Here is an 18,456-nt window from a genome sequence, read left to right on the forward strand (position 1 = left end):
TCGGCTCGCCCGCCATCTCCGATCCGAACGAAGAGCGGCGGGGACGGATCGCCCGTCCCTGCCTCGAATGCCGGCCTCAGGTGCGCGAGGGCGCACCCGGAGCCGCGTCCGGGCCACCGGGCGGCGACGGCGGCGGCGCGTCGGGCATCGCCTTCATCTGGTCGATCAGGGGCTGGGCGGCATTGATGCAGGCCGCGATCGGCTGCGGGCCGCAATCGACGCGAAGGCCCATGCCGCGTCCGAGACGCAGGTCGAAGCTGGCGCCTTCGCGCATCGGGCCGGGCCGGTTGCGACCCTCGGGCCGCGGCGGGCGACCCTTCGCGTCCGGCTCGTCCATGCCGGGCGGCGTGCCGTCCGCCGAGGGCGGCGCCGGGGGCGGCGGCGGCGGGGTGTCCTGGGCGAAGGCGAGATGGCTGGATGCCGCGAGCAGCGCGGCTGCCAGAAGGGACTTGGACAGCATGGACAGATCTCCGGTCGTGTCGGTCGGCGGGCCACGCTCCGAGGTGGTGCGGCGCCCCCGGTCTAGAAGTCGTGCGGGCGCGACCGGGTTCCGCCGGGCCGGCAGGCCGAAGGCGAGGTTCGGTCCCGCGCTCGGCGTCGGCTCGGCCCGCACTGCGGATGCGACGCCTTGCATCTGGCGCAAGGCCGCAAGCCTCGCTTAATCTTTGCGGCGCAGCATTCGATTTGCCGGCTCACTCCGGCCGGCACCACGAAGGAGCGTGCCGATGCCACAGCGCCCTGTCGACCCCGCCTTCCAGCGCATGCTGGGCGGATACGGCCTGACGACCGCCGAGGTCCTCTACCGCATGCCGGACCATCCGAGCTTCCTGCAGACCTTTCTCTGGCAGTTCGAGGATCTGGCCCCCGACTATCCCCGCCTCAAGCGCTTCCTCGATCATTGGGATCGCGAAGTGGAGGCCAAGATCCACTCGGTGCGCATCATGCATATGGGGCTCGTGAAGCCCCGCGAGGTGCGTCTCGTGCGCGAGGTGGGCCACCTGCACTGAGGCGGCGGACGCCGGTCGGCGCGTCGTTCAGAAGAGCTTCAGCCCCTTCAGGCTCGCATGGCCCGAACGGCCGACGATGATGTGGTCGTGCACCGAGATGCCGAGCGGCCTGGCCGTCTCGGCGATGGTGCGGGTCATCTCGATATCGGCCCGCGAGGGGGTCGGGTCGCCGGACGGGTGGTTGTGGACGAGGATGATGGCGGTCGCCGAGAGTTCCAGCGCCCGGCGCACGACCTCGCGCGGATAGACCGGCGTATGGTCGACCGTGCCGGTGCCCTGCACCTCGTCGGCGATCAGCGCGTTCTTCTTGTCGAGGAAGAGGATGCGGAACTGTTCGCGCGTCTCGTAGGCCATGGCCGCCTTGCAATAGGCGAGGACGGCGGCCCACGAGGAGAGGACCTCGCGCTCCTTCACGGCCGAGAGCATGGCGCGCTGGTTGACGGCGGCGACGATGGCGATGTCGAGCGCCACGGCCTCCTTCACGCCGGGCACCTCGCACAGGAGGCGCGTCGGGGCGTTGAGCACTTCGGCGAGCGAGCCGAAGCGGGCGATCAGCGCCTTGGCGATCGGCTTCACGTCGCGCCGGGGAATGGTGCGGAAGAGGACGAGTTCGAGAAGCTCGTAGTCGGCGACCGCCTGGGGGCCGGCCTGCGAGAAACGCTCGCGCAGCCTGTCGCGATGCCCGTCGTGATGGGCGGGCTCGGGCCTGACCGGCCGCGCGGATCCGGCCTCGTGAAGGCCCGGCAGCTCGTCCTCGGCGCCGGCCATCGGCTCCTCAGGCCGCCATGGCGAAATCGAAGCCGGGCGTGTCGAGACCCGCCGGCGACTTCGTGAAGATCTCGCAGCCCGTCTCGGTGACGCCAATCGTGTGCTCGTACTGGGCCGAGAGCGTGCGGTCGCGCGTCACCGCGGTCCAGCCGTCGGAGAGGATCTTCACGTGCGGCCGGCCGAGATTGATCATCGGCTCGATGGTGAAGATCATGCCCGGCTTCATCTCCGGCCCGTCGTTGCGCTGTCCGTAATGCAGGATGTTCGGCGCGTCGTGGAACAGCTTGCCGACGCCGTGGCCGCAGAAGTCGCGCACCACCGAGCAGCGCTCGCCCTCGGCATAGGCCTGGATCGCGGCGCCGATATCGCCGACATGGCCGCCGGCCCGCACCGCGTCGATGCCGATCATCAGCGAGCGGTAGGTCACCTCGCAGAGCCGCTCGGCCGAGCGCTTGACCGGACCGACCGGATACATGCGCGAGGCGTCGCCGTGCCAGCCGTCGATGATGAGCGTCACGTCGATATTGACGATGTCGCCCTCGCGCAGCGGCTTGTCGTTGGGAATGCCGTGGCAGACGACGTGGTTGATCGAGGTGCAGACGCTCTTGGTATAGCCGCGATAGTTCAGCGTGGCGGGCAGGGCGCCGTTGGCGACGGCGAAGTCGTAGACATGGGCGTCGATCGCCTCGGTCGTCACGCCCGGCTGCACGAGCGGCACGAGGCTGTCGAGACAGCGCGCGGTGGTCTGGCAGGCGCGGCGCATGCCTTCGAAGGCGGCCGCGTCGTAGAGGCGGATGACGCCGGTGTTGCGGATCGGGTTGGCTTCCGCCTCGAGATAGGTGGTCATGGGGATCGAACGCTCGTCCGTGTCGTTGCCGGAGGGCGGGACCGCCCGTCTTTCGCGCTATGTCGCACCAAGCCGGTCCCGCTTCAACCCGAGCCGCTCAAAGCGCGGTCAGGCCTTGACGCGGACATAGGAGCCAGGCGCGTCCTCGATCGGCTTCAGCTTGGAGCCGCCGGGCTTTCGCGCCTTGACCCGCGTATCGTCGAGCCCCTCGATCCAGGCCTGCCAGTGCGGCCACCAGGAGCCCTTGGTCTCCTGCGCGTCGAGGAGCCAGTCCTCGTAGGCGCGGCCCCTCTCGGGCGCCGGTCCGGTCCAGTACTGGTACTTGTTCTTGTCCGGCGGATTGACGACCCCGGCGATGTGGCCCGACCCGCTGAGGACATAGGTCACGTCCGAGCCGAAAGCGCTCGACCCGACATAGACGCTGCGCGCCGGGGCGATATGGTCTTCCTTGGTGGCGAGATTGTAGATGGGGACCGTGACCGTCGAGAGATCCAGGCGCTTGCCGCCGAGCTCCATCGTGCCTTGCGAGAGGCGGTTCTCCAGGTAGCAGTTGCGCAGGTAGTAGAGGTGGTTGGCCTTGGCCATCCGCGTCGAGTCGGCATTCCAGTAGAGAAGGTCGAAGGGCAGCGGCTCCTTGCCCTTCAGATAGTTGTTGACGAAATAGGGCCAGATGAGATCGCCCGAGCGGAGCATGTTGAAGGCCGTCGCCATCTTCGATCCTTCGAGATAGCCGCGCGCGCCGATCGTCTTCTCCAGCGTCTTCAGCTGGTTCTCGTCCACGAAGACCTTGAGGTCGCCGGCGTAGGTGAAGTCGATCTGGGTCGTCAGGAAGGTGGCCGAGGCGATCCGCTCGTCGCCGCGCGCCTTCAGATGGGCGAGCGAGGCGCCGAGCAACGTGCCGCCGACGCAGTAGCCGATCGTGTTGACCTGCGTCTCGCCGGTCGCCGCCTCGATCGTGTCGAGGCCGAAGGCGATCCCCTTGTCGATATAGTCCTCCCAGTCCATCGCCGCGTGGCGCTCGTCCGGGTTCACCCAGGAGATGACGAAGACGGTGTGCCCCTTCTCGACCATCCAGCGGATGAAGGACTTCTCGGCATTGAGATCGAGGATGTAGAACTTGTTGATCCAGGGCGGGCAGATAAGGAGCGGGCGCTTCAGGACCGTCGGCGTGGAGGCCGCGTACTGGATGATCTGGCAGACCTCGTTCTGCGCGACGACCTTGCCGGGCGTCGTGGCCATGTCGCGCCCGACCTCGAAGCGGGAATGGTCGGACTGGCGCACCTTCAGATTGCCGCGCCCGGCCGCGATGTCCTCGGCCAGCATCTTCATGCCGCGCACGAGGTTCTCGCCGTTGGATGCAACCGTCTCGCTGTAGAGCTCGGGATTGGTGAGGACGAAGTTCGACGGCGAGAGCGCGTTGGTGATTTGCTTCATGTAGAACTGCGCCTTGTGGCGCGTGTGCGGATCGAGGTCGCGCGCGTCCTCCACGAGGCTCTCGGCCCAGTCCGACGTCAGCATGTAGGTCTGGCGCAGGAAGTCGAAGAAGAGGTTGCGGCTCCAGTCCTCGTGGCTGAAGCGCTTGTCGGCCGGAACGGGGGCTGCGGGCTCCTCGCCCGACAGGCGGCGGATCGAATTGGTCCAGATGCCCATGAAGCCGGCGAAGAGATTGGTCTGCGCCTCGAGCGCGCGCGCGGGATCGCTCAGCCAGTACTCGCCGACCTTGGACAGCGTCGAGACCATCTCGCCCATGCCGATGGGCTGGGTGTCGACGAACTCGCCCTTCTCGCGCGGCTCGACCCAGGCGGAGGCCGCCTTGCCCAGCTGTTCCAGCGTGCGCGCCATGTTGCGCGCGAAGGCCTCCGGATCCTTGACGACGTATTTCTCGTGGGCGGCGAACTCGGCCTCGAAGGGCGGCGCCGCGCCAGCTGCGGCGGGACCTTTGCGATCCATCTCGTACATCCTCCCGAGCGCGTTCCGGTCGTGGGCGGCGCCGGTCCCCGGTCTTGTCGCCCACCGCGTCATTCGGCCCGCATTGTGATCCGGGCCCGTGCGTTCGGCAATCGCCGAACGATCCTTTTGTATTCGTCGATCCGCTAGGATATGAGACGGACGATCCGCCGCTTTAAGGGCTCGCGAGCCATGGTCCGTCCGTCGATTCTGCGCTTTCTGGCCCTGGCCGCCTCGCTGGCGCCGATGGCCGGGTGCCAATCCTTCCTGAATAAGGACGATGCGCCCGATCCGCAACTTGCGCGCGCGAACGCCCTGCCGCCCGTCGCCTCGACGCAGCGCCTCGACAAGGACGGCTATCCGCTGCTCGGCGCCTATCCGTCGAGCGCGGCCCCGCAGCTGAGCGACGCGGAGGTGACGGGGCAGGAGCGCAGCCTGTCGACGCGCGTCGTCCCGGCAGCGGGAGCGGCCAATACCGCCGCCTACGACGCCAAGGTGGCGCAGGCGCGGGCGGTGCGAGCTAGACAGGCCGCCGAGGTGGACAAGGCGCTGGCCGGCACGTCCGGCCCCATGACGCAGCCCTCCGACCCGGCGGCCGTTCGGCAGGAAATCGAAAACGGCGCCTGAGGTCGCGCCGTCCCGTTCACGACACCACGTCCGGCCGCGCCGGGGATCGAAGTCCATGGAAGAATTCCACAAAGTCCGCCGCCTGCCGCCCTACGTCTTCGAGGAGGTCAACAAGAAGAAGGCCGCCGCCCGCTCGCGCGGGGTCGACATCGTCGATCTGGGCATGGGAAATCCCGACCTGCCCACGCCCAAATTCGTCGTCGACAAGCTCTGCGAGGCCGTGCGCGACCCGCGCACCCACCGCTATTCGGCGTCCAAGGGCATTGCCGGCCTTCGCCGCGCGCAGGCCGCCTATTACAAGCGCCGCTTCGGCGTGACGCTGAACCCGGACACCGAGGTCGTGGCGACGATGGGCTCGAAGGAGGGCTTCGCCAACATGGCGCAGGCCATCACCGCGCCCGGCGACGTCGTTCTCTGCCCGAACCCGACCTATCCGATCCACGCCTTCGGCTTCCTCATGGCCGGCGGCACGATCCGCTCGATCCCCGCCAAGCCCGACGAGGACTTCCTGCGCGCGATCGACCGCGCCGTGCGCCACTCGATCCCCAAGCCGCTGGCGATCATCCTGAACTACCCGTCGAACCCGACGGCCTACGAGGCCGATCTCGATTTCTACGCCGAAGTCGTGAAGTTCGCCCGCGAGAACGAGGTCATCATCCTCTCCGACCTCGCCTATTCGGAGATCTACTTCGACGGCACCCCGCCGCCCTCCGTTCTGCAGGTGCCCGGCGCGATGGACGTGACGGTGGAGTTCACCTCCATGTCGAAGACCTTCTCCATGCCCGGCTGGCGCATCGGCTTCGCGGTCGGCAACGCGCGGCTGCTCTCGGCGCTCGCGCGGGTGAAGTCCTATCTCGACTACGGCTCGTTCACGCCCGTCCAGGTCGCCGGCACGGCGGCGCTCAACGCCGGCGACGAGGCGGTGAAGGAGGTGCGCGACATCTACCGCCACCGCCGCGACGTGCTCGTGGAGTCCTTCGGTCGCGCCGGGTGGGAGGTGCCGCCTCCGTCCTCGACCATGTTCGCCTGGGTGCCGATCCCGGAGGCCTATCGCGCCATGGGCTCGATCGAGTTCGCCAAGCTCCTGATCGACAAGGCGGACGTCGCGGTGTCGCCGGGCGTCGGCTTCGGCGAGTACGGCGACGACCACGTGCGCATCGCGCTCGTCGAGAACGAGCACCGCATCCGCCAGGCGGCGCGCAACATCCGCCGCTTCCTCACCGCCGAGTCCGGCGCCGCACGCGAACCTGCGGCCGCCGGCGCCCGGCGCTGACAGACCCTTCCGAGAAGACTGACACCATCATGAACAGCCCCCTGCGGCTCGGCATCGCCGGGCTCGGTACCGTCGGTGCGAGCCTTGCCCGTCTCATCGAGACCAAGCGCCAGACGCTGGAGCACCGCGTCGGGCGCAGCCTGACGATCGCCGCCGTCTCGGCGCGCGACGCGTCGAAGGACCGGGGCGTCGATCTGTCGGCGGCCCGCTTCTTCGCCGATCCCGTGGCGCTGGCGCGCGACGGCGAGATCGACGTGTTCGTAGAGCTCGTCGGCGGATCGGACGGCGCGGCGCTGGACTCGGTGCGCGCGGCCCTGTCGCGCGGCATTCCGGTCGTCACCGCCAACAAGGCGCTGCTCGCCTATCACGGCATGGCGCTGGCCGAACTGGCGACGGCCAACGGCACGGAAATCCTCTTCGAGGCGGCGGTCGCCGGCGGCATCCCCGTCATCAAGACGATGCGCGAGGCCCTGTCGGGCAACGACGTGAAGCGCGTCTACGGCATCCTCAACGGCACCTGCAACTACATGCTGACCCGCATGGAGAAGGAGGGCATCGCCTTCGACGACTGCCTGAAGGACGCCCAGCGCCTCGGCTATGCCGAGGCCGATCCGACCTTCGACATCGGCGGCTTCGACGCCGGCCACAAGCTGGCGCTCCTCACCTCGCTCGCCTTCGGCTGCGCGATCGACCTCGACTCGGTCTTCATCGAGGGGATCGAGGCGGTGACGCTCGACGATATCCGCGCGGCGGCCGAACTCGGCTACCGCATCAAGCTCCTCGCCGTCGCGCAGCGCACCGAGAGCGGCATCGAACAGCGCGTCCACCCGGCCATGGTGCCGGCGGGTTCGGCCATCGCGCGCGTCGACGGCGTGACCAACGCGGTGGCGATCGACACGGACCTTCTCGGTTCGATCCTCCTCGCCGGTCCGGGCGCCGGCGGAAATGCCACCGCTTCGGCCGTCCTCTCCGACATCATGGACGTGGCGACCGGCTTCGTGCCGCCGACCTTCGGCGTGCCGCCGGAGAAGCTGTCGCCCTACAGACGCGCGCGGATGCGGGCGCATGAAGGCGGTTATTACATCCGCCTGTCCGTGCAGGACCGGGTCGGCGCCTTCGCCTCGATCGCGCAGCGCATGGCCGAGCACCGGATCTCGCTGGAATCGATCGTCCAGCGCCGCGCGCCGGGCGCTGCCGCCGACACGGCCGCGCCGGTCATCCTCATCACCCACGAGACGAGCGAGGAAGCCGTCCGCAACGCTCTTGCCGCCGTCTCGCAGGACGGGCACCTGACGGACGAGCCCAAGATGATCCGCATCGAGCCGCTGAAATAGCGCGCCGGCGGAGCGTCTTTGACATTGCGGTTTCACGGGCGGGCGGCAAACTCGCAGCATGCGGCGGGGAGCGAGAGAATGATGCCTGAGACGGTGGAAGCGGGGGCCGGTCACCATCTCGACCGCGTGCTGACCCTCGAGATCGCCCGCGTGACGGAGCGCGCCGCCGTCGCGGCGGCGGGTCTGCGGGGCCGGGGCGACGAGAAGGCGGCCGACCAGGCGGCCGTCGACGCCATGCGCTCGGAACTCAACGAACTCATGATCGACGGCACGATCGTCATCGGCGAGGGCGAGCGCGACGCCGCGCCCATGCTCTATATCGGCGAGCAGGTCGGGCGCGGCGGGCCGAAGGTCGACATCGCGCTCGACCCGCTCGAAGGCACGACGATCTGCGCCAAGAACCTGCCGAACTCGCTCGCGGTGATCGCGATGGCCGTGCGCGGCAGCCTCCTGAACGCGCCGGACGTCTACATGGAGAAGATCGCGGTGGGGCCGGGCTATCCCGCCGGCATCGTGCATCTCGACCGCACGCCGCTGCAGAACCTGCGCGCGCTCGCCGACGCCAAGGGCGTGCCGATCACCGAGATCACCGCCTGCATCCTCGACCGCCCGCGCCATGCCCAGCTCATCGAGACCGTGCGCCAGACCGGGGCGGCGATCCGCCTGATCGGCGACGGCGACGTGGCGGGCGTCATCCAGACCACCGACTCGGAAGAGACGGGCATCGACATCTACATGGGCATCGGCGGCGCCCCCGAAGGGGTGCTTGCGGCCGCGGCCCTGCGCTGCACCGGCGGGCAGATGCAGGGGCGCCTGCAGCTGAACACCAACGATAAGCGGGCCCGCGCCGAGACGATGGGCATCACCGACCCCTATCGAATCTACAGCGATAGCGAGATGGCCTCCGGCGACGTGATCTTCGCCGCGACCGGCGTGACCGACGGCAACCTCCTCGACGGCGTGCGCTTCTACCGCGACCGCATCGAGACCCATACGCTGGTGATGCGCTCCTATTCGCACACGACCCGCGAGATGCGGGCGCGTCATTATGATCGGACGAAGTTCAATCTCTGACGACAGGCCCGGCGGCGGGACGGGCCCGATGCCGCCGGTGCCGGCGGGCGAGGGCAGGGCGTTTCTCGGGGTCGAGCGCTCGCTCGGCGGCCGTCGCTGGGTGGGCGCGCTCGACCGGCGCGGCGAGGCGCTGGCGCTCGCCATGGCGCAGCGCCTCGGCTATCCCGATCTCGTCGCCCGCATCCTGACGGCCCGGGGCGTCGGCGAGGCGGACGCCGCTGCCTTTCTGGAGCCGCGCCTGCGCGACCTGATGCCCGACCCATCGCGCATCACCGACATGGACGCGGCCGCCGCCCGCATCGCCGACGCGATCGAGCGGCGCGAGCGCATCGCCATCTTCGGCGACTACGACGTCGACGGCGCCTCCTCCTCGGCCCTTCTCTGGCGCTACCTGCATCATTTCGGCATCGACGCGCCGATCCGCATTCCGGACCGGGTGACGGAAGGCTACGGGCCGAACCCGGCCGCGATGCGCGAGCTCGCCGAAGGCGGCGCGACGCTGATCGTCACGGTGGATTGCGGCACGATGAGCTTCGAGCCGATCGAGGAGGCACGCCGGCTCGGCTGCGACGTCGTGGTGCTCGACCATCACCAGACCGGGCCGGAACTGCCGGCGGCCGTCGCGCTGGTCAATCCGAACCGGCAGGACGATCTGTCGGGCCTCGGCGCGCTCTGCGCGGCCGGCGTCGTCTTCGTCACGCTCGCGGCGGTCTCGCGCGAGCTGCGCCGCCGCGGGCGCGGCACGCCGCCGAACATCCTGCAATGGCTCGACCTCGTGGCGCTCGCCACGGTCTGCGACGTGGTGCCGCTGGTCGGCCTGAACCGCGCCTTCGTGGTTCAGGGGCTGAAGGTGATGCGGGCGCAGTCCAATGCCGGTCTGCGCGCTCTGGCGATCTCGGCCCGGCTCGGGGGGCCGCTGGAGGCCCACCATCTCGGCTTCCTGCTCGGGCCGCGCATCAATGCCGGCGGCCGTATCGGGGCGGCGCATCTCGGCAGCAACCTTCTCTGTCTCGACGCGCCCGCCGAGGCGGAAGCGCTCGCGGCCGAACTCGAACTACTGAACGCCGAGCGCCAGGCGATGGAGCGTCGCATGGTCGAGGAGGCCGAGGCGGAGGTCGCCGCCGAGATCGGAACGGGCGAGGGGCCCGCCGTGCTCGTGACCGCCTCGCCCGACTGGCACCCCGGCATCGTCGGGCTGATCGCCGCCCGGCTGAAGGAGCGCCATCGCCGCCCGGCCTTCGCCATCGCCTTCGACGAGACCGGCAAGGGCAGCGGCTCCGGCCGCTCCGTCGCCGGCGTCGATCTCGGCCGCATGGTGCGCGAGGCCGTCTCGCGCGGCATCCTGCAGAAGGGAGGCGGACACGCCATGGCCGCCGGCGTCACCATCCGGCGGGAGTCGCTCGGCGCCTTCCGTGCCTTCGTCGAGGCAGATGCAGGCCGGCTCGGCTTCGATCCGGGCCTTGCCGACGCGCTGCAGATCGACGGGGCGGTGAGCGCCGCCGGACTGAATGCCGGCCTCGCCGCGATGCTGGAGCGCGCCGGCCCCTACGGCGCCGGCCACCCGGCGCCCATCCTGGCGCTCGCGCGTCATAGGATCGGCTCCTCGCAGATCGTGGGCGGGTCGCATGTGCGCGCGACGCTCACCGGCGCGGACGGTTCCCGCGTCGAGGCCATCGCCTTCAAGGCCGCCGAAACGCCCGTGGGCCGCCGGCTGTTGGAGGCGCGCGACCGGCCGATCCATGCGGCCGGCACCCTCACCGTCGACCGGTTCCGGGGCCGCGAGGAGGTGCGCCTGCGTCTTCTCGACGTGGCCGAGGCTTTCGACTGAAGGAACGCGCCAAGCTTCGCCGGTTTGCGGTCGGCGGCATGCCCGATCGACCAGATCCCGGAACCTGCGAGGCGCGCGGCGGCCGTCCTCGACCGACGGTTCGTCACCGTCAGGGCCTCATGCATGAAAAGCGGAAGATTTGGGAAACTGGTACGCCCAGGGGGAATCGAACCCCCCTCTCCACCGTGAAAGGGTGGCGTCCTGACCGATAGACGATGGGCGCGGCCTGAGGGGTCTATAGGGTGAGTCGCCGGGGATCGCAACCCTGAAAACGGTCCGGCGCCGGGCTCGCAAACCCATGGGAGACCTGCTTCGGGCGGCTGCGCCCGATGGGGCGCGAAATCCGGTGGCGCCTGGAGAAGGGCGGCCTTCGGGGCACCGCAGGCGGTGTTGCGGTGTTGGGCGCCGAGCCTCTAGCTCCGACGAAAAACGCCCGGGTTTCGGCCCGGGCGTCGTCACTGCGATCAGTTGCCGCGGCGGCGGCACTGCCAGTTCCAGTCGCGTTGCGGACCGGTGTCCACGTGGATCGCCTTGGTATGGCAATAGGTGCCGACCCCGCCGCGGCCGGGCATGGTGCGGACGAATGCGGCGACCGCCTGATTGTCGGCATTGGGCACGATGATGTCGGCGGCCTTGCAGGCCATGTGCTGCGAATGGCGCGCGCCGTTGACGCGTCGGTTGTGCGACGGGCTGCGATAGCCGGACGTGACGATCACCTTCGATCCGAAACGCTGTTCGATGGCGCGCAACATGCCGACGAGGCGCTGGTCGAAGCAATGCGTCTGCACGTCCTCGCGCTGCTGCAGCAGCCCGTTGGGCGCGAGCCGGGCCATGCCGCTCAGCGACGCGACCTGATAGCTTGCCATGTCGTCGAGCGCGTCGCTGTCGCTTGCAGACGCGCGCTGGCCGATCTCGAAGAGGGAGGAAGGATCGACGCCGGGAAGGCCTTCGCCGCCACCTGCCGTCGGCGCACCCTCGCGGCGCAGGATCACGCGCCGGCTGCGACCGTTGTCGGCATTGGCGATGGGCGTGCGCGCCTGGGACTTGGCGAAGAGAGAGGTGAAAAGCGTCTTGTCGGCCGCGTTGCCACCGGCCGGATCGGAGACCGTGCCGCCGGCATAGGCGGCGACGGTCGTACGGCCGCTGGCGGCGATCTCGCGGCCTTCCGTCCGGAGCGTGTCCTCGGCGGACGCGGCTGCGTCCTGCGGCTCCGCCTTCTCGGAAAGCGCCGCGGGCGGCGCGTCGGCACTCGCCTGCGCGACGTCGGACGGCGTGCCGTCCGTGCCTTCGGCGGGACCGGTCGCCGCTTCCGCGCTCTCCGACGCCGCGGCCGACGGGGCCGAGGCGAAGCCGAAGGCGCTGGTGTCGTCGACGGCCGACACGCATCCGGCCAGCGGCATGGTCGACAACATCGCCACGGCGAGGAAGCGACGGCTCAGCGCCAGGCCTCCAGGCCGATCAGGTCGAATGGTCAAATCCCCAATACCCTCTCCAAGGCGGGCCCCCGTACCCGCTGTGCATCGCGCCGGAACCTTGCCGGATGCTGACGCCGCCTCGTCTTCTGCCGCCCGGTCCCCACCCGGCGGCGGTGCCGTGCCGGTCCGCGCCGGCTGCACCTTACCGAAACATTACATAACCGGCAGCGCTATTGCCAGAATGCGGCCGAATGAGGTTGCGCGCCGAGGCGGCGAGGGCGCCGGGACGGACTTGGCCCTGCGGCGCCCCGCGAACCCGCTTACCAGCTGCCCGTGTTCGGCATGGACGCCCAGGGCTCGGCAGGCGCCTTGGCTTCGCCGGCCTGAAGGATCTCGATGGAAATGCCGTCCGGCGACTTGACGAAGGCCATGTAGCCGTCCCGGGGCGGGCGGTTGATGGTGACGCCCGCCTCCATCAGCGACTGGCAGGTCTCGTAGATGTCGTCGACCTGGTAGGCGAGATGGCCGAAATTGCGCCCGCCCGTATAGGTTTCGGGGTCCCAGTTATAGGTGAGTTCCACCAGGGGCGCCTTGGTTTCCGAGGCCTTCGGCAGATCGCCGGGCGCGGCGAGGAAGACCAGCGTGTAGCGGCCCTTTTCGCTTTCCACGCGGCGTGTTTCCACGAGCTTCATCTTGTTGCAGTAGAAGTCGAGGGCGGCGTCGAGATCGGCCACCCGGACCATCGTATGCAGATATCTCATGATCGGTGCATCTCCATCGAAACCCGTGAAGCGGGAGTCTAGGGCCGCTCGCGGCTCCGGCTAGTCTCGATCGGCCCTTGCGGGCACCACGACGGGCTTCCCTTCAAACGAAGACGGCGTCTCGAAAGACGCCGCCTTTTCAATCGGGGTTTTCCAGCCTCGAGCCGAGGCTGGCGGAGAGACGTTACATGGCGCTCTTGGCCGCCTGGATCGCCGCCGTGCAGGCCGCCTCGTCGCCCTTGTCGAGGGCCGCCTGAGCTTCCTGCACATGCGTCATCGCCATCTGGCTGCCGGCCGCTGCGGAAGCGGTGTCGGCACTCTTCGCCATGCCGGAGGCGGCGGCGGGATCGGAGGGCATGGCCGAGCTGCTGGCGGCCGCCGCGCCGCCACCCGCCGCCATGTCGCCCGTACCGCCCTTGGCGACATCGCCGAGCGCGGCCGTCGGGGCGACGCCCGACACCGAGCCGGTCGCGGTCTGGCCGGGCTCCTGGCTCTTGGCGGCATTGTCCTGCGTGAAGGTCGAGGTCTGGCCGCTCGCCGCCGCCATGTCCTGCCCCTCGGGCGTGGTGGCCGTCGCGGCGGCGCCCGCCGATGCGCCCGCATCCGTCCCCATCGCGCCCGCGCCGCTCGTCGCCGCGCTGCCGGTCTGCGCCTTCGACATCTCGGTCGTCGCCTCGACGCCGGACACTTCGCCGGTGGAGCCGGCCTGTCCGGCCTGCGTCGGCTGCATGGAATCGCCGGACGAGCCGGTCGAGGCGGTCATTCCCATCTGCGTGCGCAGCGCGGCGAGATCTTGCGCGCAGTCGGCCAGCGCAGTCGTCGCGGTGCCGCCGGCAATGGCGATCGCGAGCATGGAGGCATAAAGGTTCAGCTTCGGCATCGTTCTTCTCCCAAAAGACAGTGTCCGTGGCGCGTTAACCGCGTGTCCGATGGGATCGTTCCGTCACGAAACTTATTTTGCGGCGCACAATACTAGGGACGTGGGCCAGGCCCGGTCGCCGTTTCTGCGACGGAAGACAGTCGGGGCCGGGCGGTCCGGGAGAGGACCCCGCCCCGCGCCGGGCACTCGAGCCGGCGTTCGAAGGCCCGCGACACGGCGTCGAAACCGGCCCGACCGGGCGAACGCCCCTTGCCGAACGACCCGGCTCTGGTGCTAAGTTGGGACAGTGATTCGGGTACGTTTCAAGAGGCAGGACACGGTCATGCCGGACAGAACCACCGCGACCCATCTGTTCGACGACGGTGTCCATTCCGATGTCGATCTCGATGTGGTCTCGGGCCATATCAAATGGTTCGACGTCGCCAAGGGATTCGGCTTCGTGGTGCCCGACGATCACGGGCCGGACATCCTCCTCCATGTCACCTGCCTGCGCCGGGACGGACATTCCACCGCGCTCGAGGGCGCACGGATCGTCTGCGAGGTGCAGGACGGCGAGAAGGGCCGGCAGGCCTTCCGCGTGATCTCGATGGATGCTTCGACGGCCGTGCATCCGTCCCAGCTGCCGCCCTCCCGCATCCATGCGCCGATCTCGGCCGTGGGCGATCTGGTGCGGGCGGAGGTGAAGTGGTTCAACCGCACGCGCGGCTACGGCTTCCTGACGCAGGGCGACGGGACGCCCGACATCTTCGTGCATATGGAGACGCTTCGGCGCTACGGGCTGACGGAGCTGCGGCCCGGTCAGGTCGTGCTCGTGCGCTTCGGCGACGGCGCCAAGGGGCTGATGGCCGCCGAGGTGCATCCGGAGGCCGGCCCGGCCAAGGGCGCCTCCCACTGACGCGGCGAGCCGTCCGCACAGCCGTCGCGGCTCGGCCGCGGGAACGCCGTTCCGATCCGCAGCGCTTCGGCTCGGCGCCGAACGCCTTGACCTGGACCTGACCCCCATGCGCAAAGCCGCAGCGTTCCTCGCCCTCATCGCGTGCGCCGGCGCCGGCTACCTCGCCTTCGCCGCCGACCGTCTGGGCACCGCGACCCTGGTCACGGCGACCGGCGAACATCCGATCGCCGTGGAGATCGCCGACACGCCGAAATCCCGCGAGATCGGCCTGATGAATCGCGACGCGATGCCGGACGGTCAGGGCATGCTCTTCGATTTCGAGGAGACACGCGTCGTGACGATGTGGATGAAGAACACGCTGATCCCGCTCGACATGCTCTTCATCGACGAGACCGGCACCGTGACGCGCGTCGCCGCCAATGCCAAGCCGCTGTCGCTGGAGCTGATCCCGTCGGGGCCGCCCGTGCGCTACGTGCTGGAACTCAACGGCGGGGCGGCGGCGCGCTACGGCGCCAAGGCCGGAGACCGGCTTCGCCACGAGATCATTTCCGCGCCCTGACGCTGTCCGCCGGGACTGTCGCCCGACCCTCTTCCGGCCGCGGGACCGCGGCTTGGGCAAGGGACTCGGAAGAAGGCGGCTATGGCGGAAATCAGTCCTCCGCCAGCGCTTTCAGGACGCCGATGGCCCGCCGGCGCATGTCGGTGTCGCGGATCATGCCGAAGATCTGGGCCGCGCGCATCACCTCCTCGTCGAGGAGGATCGTGTCGCCGACATCGTCCGTGTCCTTCAGACCCTCGAAGAAATAGCCGACGTCGACGCTGAGGACGGTCGCGAACTGCCATAGGCGGCTGGCGCTCATGCGGTTCCAGCCGCGTTCGTATTTCTGCACCTGCTGGTAGGTGATAGGGTCCGCCAGCCGCTGGCCGAGTTCGGCGAGCGACAAGCCCCTGATGGTCCGGGCCTGCCGGAGGCGACGACCGGCATGGGTATCGATTTCGTTCTGCGACATGGGATCCAGAGAGAGCCTTGACCGAGAGTCTCGACGACGACGACAGACGGCCGTTCGAGCCGATCCAAACACCCTTCAACAGGCGACTTTTAGATAATCAGTTCCTGTTGAGCGGTCAATTTTGGGGCGAGCTGCGGATTTTCCTGGCCGTCGCGAAGGCGAAATCCTTCAACCGCGCCGGCGAGCTGCTCGGCATGAGCCAGCCGACCGTCAGCCGGTCCGTCAAGCGCCTCCAGGACATGATGGGCACACAACTCCTGGTCTCGTCGACCACGGGCATCAAGCTGACGGAGAGGGGCGAGGATCTGGCCCAGGCTTTGTCCGGGCTCGACCGGCGCCTGTTCGATCTGTCGAACGACATGAAATCGGACCTTCGCAAGACCGAAGGCACGGTGCGCGTCTCCGTCACGGACGGGTTGGCGACGTTCTTCGTCGTGCCCGCGCTTCGCGAATTCGCGGAAATGTTCCCGCGCATCCTCGTGGCGCTGCAGAACCCGATCAATCTCGTGGACTATCGCGAGAACCCGACCGACATCGCCATCGGCTTCATGCCTGCCGGCCACCAGGAGATCGTCACCCAGCCGCTGGGGCAACTGCATTTCGTGCCGATCTGCTCGCGCGCCTATATCGAGCGCAAGGGCCTGCCCACACGCTCGACGCTGGCCCGCCACGACTTCGTGCAGACGCCCTATTACGAGGCGCGCACGGGGATCTGGGATCCCTGGCAATCCGCGAGCCGGCAGGGACGGGTGTCGGCGACGAGCGAGAACTCGATCACCTACGGTCTGATGGTGAAGGCCGGGCTCGGCATCGGCCTTCTCGGCAATTACACGGCCGTCGAGCCGTCCCTCGTGGCGCTGGACCTCGATTGCCACATCAAGGTGCGCATCTTCATCGCGGCCTCGCGGGAAAGGCTCCATTCCAAGCCGGTGAAGATCGTCTTCGACATGCTGAGCGAGGTCTTCTCGGCCCAGTCGAACTGGTTCGGCGATCGGCTGAACCTCACGGCGACCGACAGCTACAGCGATTCCGCGATGCGCCTGATGTTCAACCTGGAGTGATGGGCGCTGATCTGCTCGGAGAAGTCGAGATAGCGGTTGCCGACATCGTCGAGGAACTCGGCGAGCGCCATCAGGTCGGTCTCGTCGTTGAGGAGGCGCTGGATCATCTGGTTGTGGATCTCCACGACATCCATGACGGAAGTGCGCAGATCGTCGAGGCTGGGATCGCGACCGGGCGATGCGTTGCCGGTCGTCTCGTGAGGGGCGAGGGACTTGTTCATCGACCTAGACCCGCGCCCGCGTCTCGAATTCCGACGGCTGGTCCCACTGGCCTTCGATGCGGAAGAGAACGGCCGAGGACGTGTCGGCGTCGATCGCGTCGACGGCCGGGACGATGGTCTTGACCAGTTCCAGATAGGGCTCGTCATGGCCCTCGAAGAGCACGGGTTCCTTGCCCTGCGCCGGCTTGAAGCCGAGCAGGATCCGCCAGAGCCGCGCATAGGCTGGCTTGGCATGGGTAATGACCTTGTCGTAGCCCTTGCGGGCCGCATGGTCGAAGATGAACTGCGCCGTGGCCTTGATGATCTCGGGCCGGCGGTGCTCCTTGCGGAAGCAGGTGCGCTCGATCTTGGCGAAATCGCGGAACCAGCGCACGCGCGCGGTGCCGACCGGCTCGTCGTCCTCGTAGACGATGATATGCGTCGACTGGTAGTCGTTGCCGTCGTAGTTCTGCCGCGCGCGGACCGAGTGCTCCTCCATGAAGCAGATGCTCCGCACGGCATAGGCGTGAAGGAGCTGCTCGTAGGTCGTCACGAGTTCGATCCGTACGGAATTGGTGCGTTTCGCCCGCTCGCTCGTCATGTCCATCCGGTCCGCCTCCGCCGCTGCGTCTGTGGAGAGACAGTGCGGGAGTCCGTCGCGCCGCGGTATCCGCCGAGACTTTCAACCGTTCTTCATTTTTGTAGAAGCGGCGGCGGGCGCGTCTTCATCGAGCGGCGGCGATGGCGCGGCGCTCGAGCCGGTCTGGCGAGCACGGACCTGCAGCGCAAACGCGCGCTGCTCGCTTTAGGGTGAGGAAAATGGCGACCCCGGCAGGATTCGAACCTGCGACCATCGGCTTAGAAGGCCGGTGCTCTATCCTCTGAGCTACGGGGCCGTGCAGCGTCCGCAGAGCGGACGGCGGGCGAGTGGGACGGCGCTAGTGCGTCCAGGGCTGACGGCGGTCGTAGCGGAAATTGTCGGAATAGGCGACCTTCACGCGGCGGGGCTCGCTCGGTTCCTCGACGCGGTATTCGATGCCGTGGCGCTCGGCATAGGCGACGGCTTCCTCGCGGCTGTCGAAGCTCAGGCGGACCTGGGCCAGCATGTCGGAGGAGGACGTGTAGCCCATCAGCGGCTCGACGCGCTTCTTCTCGGCCGGCTCGTAGTCGAGCAGCCACTGCTTGGTCTTGGCTTTGCCCGACTGCATGGCGGTGCGGGCAGGGCGGTAGATCCGGGCAACCATCGTCTGTCTCGTGGCAGGATGCTGAAGGCCGATGCGGCAGGCGCGCCCGCATTCGAAAATGGTCGGAGCGGCAGGATTCGAACCTGCGACCCTCTGGTCCCAAACCAGATGCGCTACCAGACTGCGCTACGCTCCGAACGGTCTTCGTCCGCGGACAGAAGGCATGTGACCGCCTGCCGGGTCGAAGTCAAGGCAATCCCCGTTCGGACCGCGCCCGCCCGCGGAACGGAAAGGTCGGCGCGGGGCGGAGTCTGCGGCTCTTCGGCGCGATCCTCCGGGCCATCC

General features: G+C 68.6%; 20 protein-coding genes and 3 tRNA genes. 9 read left to right on the forward strand and 14 right to left on the reverse strand.

Annotation, left to right across the window (positions count from 1 at the left end; translation table 11 throughout):
- Positions 1–76: 76 nt before the first annotated feature.
- Entirely contained in the window at positions 77–460 is a 384-nt protein-coding gene (locus ASG48_RS07970; RefSeq protein ID WP_055847645.1) for a hypothetical protein, read from the reverse strand.
- Between the two features lie 265 nt (positions 461–725).
- Between ASG48_RS07970 and ASG48_RS07975 the strand changes: the two genes are divergently transcribed.
- On the forward strand, positions 726–1,007 hold the full coding sequence (locus ASG48_RS07975; protein ID WP_055847647.1) for a hypothetical protein: 282 nt from the start codon (positions 726–728) through the stop codon (positions 1,005–1,007).
- 27 nt (positions 1,008–1,034) lie between these two features.
- On the opposite strand, the gene radC is transcribed toward ASG48_RS07975, so the two are convergent.
- The 3 genes from radC to phaC all read right to left on the reverse strand — a co-directional run bounded on the left by radC (position 1,035) and on the right by phaC (position 4,572).
- A complete protein-coding gene (radC, locus tag ASG48_RS07980) occupies positions 1,035–1,775 on the reverse strand; it encodes a DNA repair protein RadC (protein ID WP_055847649.1) in 741 nt (246 codons plus the stop codon).
- Between the two features lie 7 nt (positions 1,776–1,782).
- Entirely contained in the window at positions 1,783–2,622 is an 840-nt protein-coding gene (map, locus tag ASG48_RS07985) for a type I methionyl aminopeptidase (protein ID WP_055847650.1), read from the reverse strand.
- Between the two features lie 108 nt (positions 2,623–2,730).
- Positions 2,731–4,572: a class I poly(R)-hydroxyalkanoic acid synthase gene (phaC, locus tag ASG48_RS07990; protein ID WP_055848053.1), complete on the reverse strand. Its 1,842-nt coding sequence runs from the start codon at positions 4,570–4,572 to the stop codon at positions 2,731–2,733.
- 189 nt (positions 4,573–4,761) lie between these two features.
- On the opposite strand from phaC, the gene ASG48_RS07995 reads away from it, so the two are divergent.
- From ASG48_RS07995 to recJ, 5 genes are all read left to right on the forward strand, one after another.
- Complete coding sequence (locus ASG48_RS07995; protein ID WP_055847653.1) at positions 4,762–5,196, forward strand: hypothetical protein; 435 nt, start codon at positions 4,762–4,764, stop codon at positions 5,194–5,196.
- Positions 5,197–5,251: 55 nt separating this feature from the next.
- Complete coding sequence (locus ASG48_RS08000; RefSeq protein WP_055847655.1) at positions 5,252–6,469, forward strand: LL-diaminopimelate aminotransferase; 1,218 nt, start codon at positions 5,252–5,254, stop codon at positions 6,467–6,469.
- Between the two features lie 29 nt (positions 6,470–6,498).
- On the forward strand, positions 6,499–7,803 hold the full coding sequence (locus tag ASG48_RS08005) for a homoserine dehydrogenase (protein ID WP_055847658.1): 1,305 nt from the start codon (positions 6,499–6,501) through the stop codon (positions 7,801–7,803).
- Positions 7,804–7,884: 81 nt separating this feature from the next.
- Positions 7,885–8,877 (forward strand): class II fructose-bisphosphatase, encoded by a 993-nt coding sequence (gene glpX, locus ASG48_RS08010; protein WP_055848055.1) that lies wholly within the window; start codon positions 7,885–7,887, stop codon positions 8,875–8,877.
- Positions 8,878–8,905: 28 nt separating this feature from the next.
- Positions 8,906–10,705, forward strand: coding sequence for a single-stranded-DNA-specific exonuclease RecJ (gene recJ, locus ASG48_RS08015; RefSeq protein ID WP_055847661.1), 1,800 nt, complete (start codon positions 8,906–8,908; stop codon positions 10,703–10,705).
- Positions 10,706–10,853: 148 nt separating this feature from the next.
- Here recJ and ASG48_RS08020 read toward each other — a convergent pair.
- The 4 genes from ASG48_RS08020 to ASG48_RS18250 form a co-directional block, all read right to left on the reverse strand.
- Positions 10,854–10,928, reverse strand: a tRNA-Glu gene (locus tag ASG48_RS08020).
- 241 nt (positions 10,929–11,169) lie between these two features.
- Positions 11,170–12,321 carry a D-Ala-D-Ala carboxypeptidase family metallohydrolase gene (locus ASG48_RS08025; protein ID WP_082529313.1) on the reverse strand — a complete coding sequence of 384 codons (1,152 nt, stop codon included), beginning with the start codon at positions 12,319–12,321 and terminating at the stop codon, positions 11,170–11,172.
- A 119-nt stretch (positions 12,322–12,440) separates the two neighbouring features.
- Positions 12,441–12,881, reverse strand: coding sequence for a VOC family protein (locus ASG48_RS08030; protein ID WP_055847663.1), 441 nt, complete (start codon positions 12,879–12,881; stop codon positions 12,441–12,443).
- A 184-nt stretch (positions 12,882–13,065) separates the two neighbouring features.
- Entirely contained in the window at positions 13,066–13,761 is a 696-nt protein-coding gene (locus tag ASG48_RS18250) for a hypothetical protein (protein WP_055847666.1), read from the reverse strand.
- 322 nt (positions 13,762–14,083) lie between these two features.
- On the opposite strand from ASG48_RS18250, the gene ASG48_RS08040 reads away from it, so the two are divergent.
- Both ASG48_RS08040 and ASG48_RS08045 read left to right on the forward strand, forming a co-directional pair.
- Positions 14,084–14,656, forward strand: coding sequence for a cold-shock protein (locus ASG48_RS08040; protein ID WP_055847671.1), 573 nt, complete (start codon positions 14,084–14,086; stop codon positions 14,654–14,656).
- A 106-nt stretch (positions 14,657–14,762) separates the two neighbouring features.
- Positions 14,763–15,215, forward strand: a complete 453-nt coding sequence (locus tag ASG48_RS08045) for a DUF192 domain-containing protein (RefSeq protein WP_055847673.1) — start codon at positions 14,763–14,765, stop codon at positions 15,213–15,215.
- A 91-nt stretch (positions 15,216–15,306) separates the two neighbouring features.
- Here ASG48_RS08045 and ASG48_RS08050 read toward each other — a convergent pair whose 3' ends face one another.
- Positions 15,307–15,666 carry a helix-turn-helix transcriptional regulator gene (locus ASG48_RS08050; RefSeq protein ID WP_055847676.1) on the reverse strand — a complete coding sequence of 120 codons (360 nt, stop codon included), beginning with the start codon at positions 15,664–15,666 and terminating at the stop codon, positions 15,307–15,309.
- Between the two features lie 107 nt (positions 15,667–15,773).
- On the opposite strand from ASG48_RS08050, the gene ASG48_RS08055 reads away from it, so the two are divergent.
- Positions 15,774–16,727, forward strand: a complete 954-nt coding sequence (locus tag ASG48_RS08055; protein ID WP_055847678.1) for a LysR family transcriptional regulator — start codon at positions 15,774–15,776, stop codon at positions 16,725–16,727.
- Here ASG48_RS08055 and ASG48_RS08060 read toward each other — a convergent pair.
- The 5 genes from ASG48_RS08060 to ASG48_RS08080 form a co-directional block, all read right to left on the reverse strand.
- Positions 16,685–16,948, reverse strand: a complete 264-nt coding sequence (locus ASG48_RS08060) for a hypothetical protein (RefSeq protein ID WP_055847681.1) — start codon at positions 16,946–16,948, stop codon at positions 16,685–16,687. The two genes, ASG48_RS08055 and ASG48_RS08060, sit on opposite strands and share 43 nt — an antisense overlap.
- A 4-nt stretch (positions 16,949–16,952) precedes the next feature.
- Entirely contained in the window at positions 16,953–17,534 is a 582-nt protein-coding gene (locus ASG48_RS08065) for a GNAT family N-acetyltransferase (protein WP_244486818.1), read from the reverse strand.
- A gap of 213 nt (positions 17,535–17,747) precedes the next feature.
- A tRNA-Arg gene (locus ASG48_RS08070) sits at positions 17,748–17,823 on the reverse strand.
- Positions 17,824–17,865: 42 nt separating this feature from the next.
- Positions 17,866–18,171 (reverse strand): ETC complex I subunit, encoded by a 306-nt coding sequence (locus tag ASG48_RS08075; protein ID WP_055847684.1) that lies wholly within the window; start codon positions 18,169–18,171, stop codon positions 17,866–17,868.
- A 59-nt stretch (positions 18,172–18,230) separates the two neighbouring features.
- Positions 18,231–18,307 (reverse strand) — tRNA-Pro (locus ASG48_RS08080).
- Between the last annotated feature and the right edge of the window lie 149 nt (positions 18,308–18,456).

The organism is Aurantimonas sp. Leaf443 (assembly GCF_001425575.1).
Taxonomy (GTDB): Bacteria; Pseudomonadota; Alphaproteobacteria; order Rhizobiales; family Rhizobiaceae; genus Leaf443.